The sequence below is a fragment of the Rhizobium sp. CSW-27 genome (assembly GCF_018760785.1).
GTDB lineage: Bacteria > Pseudomonadota > Alphaproteobacteria > Rhizobiales > Rhizobiaceae > Neorhizobium.
Window position 1 is genome coordinate 1 of record NZ_JAHHZO010000045.1, and the last position, 3,061, is coordinate 3,061.

Sequence of the window (3,061 nt, forward strand, 5' to 3'; positions counted from 1 at the left end):
GGTAAGCCCCCGGTGAGGGCCGTCTTGCGAGGTTGACGCGAACATCGGAAGTCCTAGTGCAAACACTAGGAGTAGTCCTATGACGAAGCATCCGATTGAAGTGATCACGTCTGTCGAGCGCCGTCGGCGCTGGTCTCGCGAGGACAAAGAGCGGCTGGTTGCAGCCTGCCTTGAGCCTGGTGCGGTTCTTTCCGAGATTGCCCGTGCGGCCGGCATCCACGTGAGCCAGCTCTTTCGGTGGCGCAAGGAACTCTGCCAAATCGAGGAACCGAGGCCTGACACGGCGAGCACGTTGGTGCCCGTGATCGTGTCGGAGGCCTCGCCAGCAGTCCAGCCCGCCGCCACGGAAACGCCAGTCGCGCCGCAACCCCGTCGGAAGCGTAGCGATGTGACGATTGAGCTGGGCCGCGGTCGCCGTGTCCGTGTGGACAGCGACATCGACACGGAGGCGCTCGGCCGCATTCTCGATTGTGTACTGGGTCGGCGATGATTCCGGTTCCTGCTGGTGTGAAGGTCTGGCTGGCGACGGGCCATACAGACATGCGCAAAGGCTTTCCCGGTCTGTCACTGATGGTACAGGAGACGTTGAAGCGTGATCCGATGTGCGGACACCTGTTCGTCTTCCGCGGTCGTGGCGGTGGCCTGATCAAGATCATCTGGCATGATGGCCAGGGAGCCTGCCTGTTCACGAAGAAGCTGGAACGGGGACGCTTCATATGGCCGTCGGCGGCCGATGGGACGGTGGTGATTACCCCTGGGCAACTCGGCTATTTGCTAGAAGGTATAGACTGGCGGATGCCACAAAAAACCTGGCGACCGACCTCGGCCGGATAAGCAAAAATGCTAGAATGGCGGGAGCGAATATGATTCCATCTCGCCATGAACACCCCCGTCGAACAGCTTCCGGACGACCTTGCCAGTGCACTCGCACTGCTTGCCGAAGAGCGCGCGCGGCGTGTTACTGCCGAGGCAGAAGCGGCGACGGCCAAAGCAGAGGCCGCCAGTGCGAAGGCGCTCGTATCGCATTCCGAGGCGCTGATCGCGCGGTTGAAGCTGGAGATAGAGAAGGTTCGCCGCGAGCTTTACGGCAGCCGCACTGAGCGCAAGGCGCGGCTTCTCGAACAGATGGAGTTGCAACTCGAAGAACTCGAAGCTGATGCCGGCGAAGACGAGCTCACGGCGGAGATGGTTGCCAAAAACTCGACCGTCAGGGCCTTCGATCGCAAGCGTCCGTCACGCAAGCCCTTTCCTGAACATCTGCCGCGCGAGCGTGTCGTTATCGCCGCCCCAGCCAGTTGCCCCTGCTGCGGCTCGGCAAAGCTGTCGAAGCTCGGTGAGGATGTCACCGAGACCCTGGAGGTCATCCCGCGTCAGTGGAAAGTCATTCAGACCGTGCGGGAGAAGTTCTCCTGCCGCGAATGCGAAAAGATCACGCAGCCGCCAGCCCCCTTCCATGTGACACCTCGCGGCTTTGCCGGCCCCAACCTTCTGGCGATGATCCTGTTCGAGAAGTTCGCCCAGCACCAGCCGCTCAATCGCCAAAGCGAGCGCTATGCCCGAGAGGGGATCGATCTCAGCCTGTCGACGCTGGCCGACCAGGTCGGCGCTTGTGCCGCGGCGCTCAAGCCAATCCATTCGCTGATCGAGGCGCATGTTCTGGCCGCTGAACGGCTGCATGGCGACGACACGACAGTGCCAATCCTGGCGAGAGGCAAGACCGACACTGGCCGCATCTGGACTTATGTCCGGGACGATCGACCGTTCGGCGGACAGTCACCGCCCGCCGCCCTCTACTATGCCTCGCGGGACCGGCGGCAGGAGCATCCCGAACGTCACCTGAAGACCTTCACCGGCATTCTGCAGGCGGATGCCTATGGCGGGTATAATCCGCTGTTCAAGACAGACCGCGATCCCGCGCCTCTGACGCAGGCGCTGTGTTGGGCACACGCACGCCGCAAGTTCTTCGTGCTGGCCGATATTGCCACGAACGCCAAACGTGGCAGCAAGGCTGCGCCGATCTCCCCGATGGCGCTGGAGGCCGTCAAACGGATCGATGCCCTGTTCGACATCGAACGGGAGATCAACGGTCTTGCCGCCGAGCAGCGCCTGGCCCACCGCCACAAAGATAGCCAGCCGCTCGTCGAAGAACTGCGCGATTGGCTCCAGACCGAACGGGCAAAACTGTCGCGCAGTTTTCCCGTCGCCGAGGCAATCGATTACATGCTCAAGCGCTGGGTTGGCTTCACATCCTTCCTCGACGACGGCCGGATTTGTCTCACGAACAACGCCGCCGAGCGCGCGCTCAGAGGCTTTGCACTCGGCAGGAAGTCATGGCTCTTCGCCGGATCGGATCGGGGTGCTGATCGCGCCGCGTTCATGGCGACGCTGATCATGAGCGCCAAACTTAACGATATAGACCCACAGGCCTGGCTTGCCGACGTCCTCGCCAACATTGCGGACACGCCGGTCAGCAGGTTGGAGCAATTGCTGCCGTGGAACTGGAAGATGACGAACAGAGCTCAAGAACCGGATAACATGCCCTTCGAGTTAGCACAGAGTCGTCTGTCTATGTTGGCGGGATACCGAATATGACTTGGGCGAAAATTTCCGCTTTCGCGCTCTATGCTGGTTTGCTGAACACAATTCTTGCGCGCTCTGTCGGAACTTGTACCCAGGGTGATGCAGGCCATCTGTGGGGCATCTTGATCTCGGTGCCCTTCTTCCTCCTCGCGGTATTTTGTCTGACGCGCACCAAAAGCTTACGGACGACAATGATTGCGTGTTTGCCTGCTTGGATGCTGCTGCTTTGGCAAGCCGTTTTCGCCGCTGAATTTTCATATGGAGTCTTTGTGAATAACTTCAGCGCGTGCCAGGTGCTGCAAGGCATACCCTACGGGTATACGGGCGACGAATCGACATTGGCGGCCCTGTGGACCACGGTCGTATTCGGAACCCTAGCAGCGACCGCATTGGTGTACTTCGTGCGCAGATCGGTGGCTTCCGCGTCGCCACATCCATAGGGTTCAACGATTGAGCCCTGCGGTAATCACCGTATGCTTAC

The 3,061-nt window shown here is 60.6% G+C and carries 4 protein-coding genes; all 4 read left to right on the forward strand.

Annotation, left to right across the window (positions count from 1 at the left end):
* Nucleotides 1-79 precede the first annotated feature (79 nt).
* The 4 genes from tnpA to KLP42_RS26425 are packed head-to-tail and all read left to right on the forward strand — an operon-like array spanning nt 80 to nt 3,020.
* Nucleotides 80-490, forward strand: coding sequence for an IS66-like element accessory protein TnpA (gene tnpA / locus KLP42_RS26410; RefSeq protein ID WP_149747789.1), 411 nt, complete (start codon nt 80-82; stop codon nt 488-490).
* Nucleotides 487-834, forward strand: coding sequence for an IS66 family insertion sequence element accessory protein TnpB (gene tnpB / locus KLP42_RS26415; protein ID WP_215571142.1), 348 nt, complete (start codon nt 487-489; stop codon nt 832-834). The genes tnpA and tnpB overlap by 4 nt, the downstream gene beginning before the upstream one ends.
* A 45-nt stretch (nt 835-879) precedes the next feature.
* Nucleotides 880-2,592: an IS66 family transposase gene (gene tnpC / locus KLP42_RS26420; protein ID WP_252193290.1), complete on the forward strand. Its 1,713-nt coding sequence runs from the start codon at nt 880-882 to the stop codon at nt 2,590-2,592.
* A complete protein-coding gene (locus tag KLP42_RS26425) occupies nt 2,589-3,020 on the forward strand; it encodes a hypothetical protein (protein ID WP_215571143.1) in 432 nt (143 codons plus the stop codon). The genes tnpC and KLP42_RS26425 overlap by 4 nt, the downstream gene beginning before the upstream one ends.
* Nucleotides 3,021-3,061 lie beyond the last annotated feature (41 nt).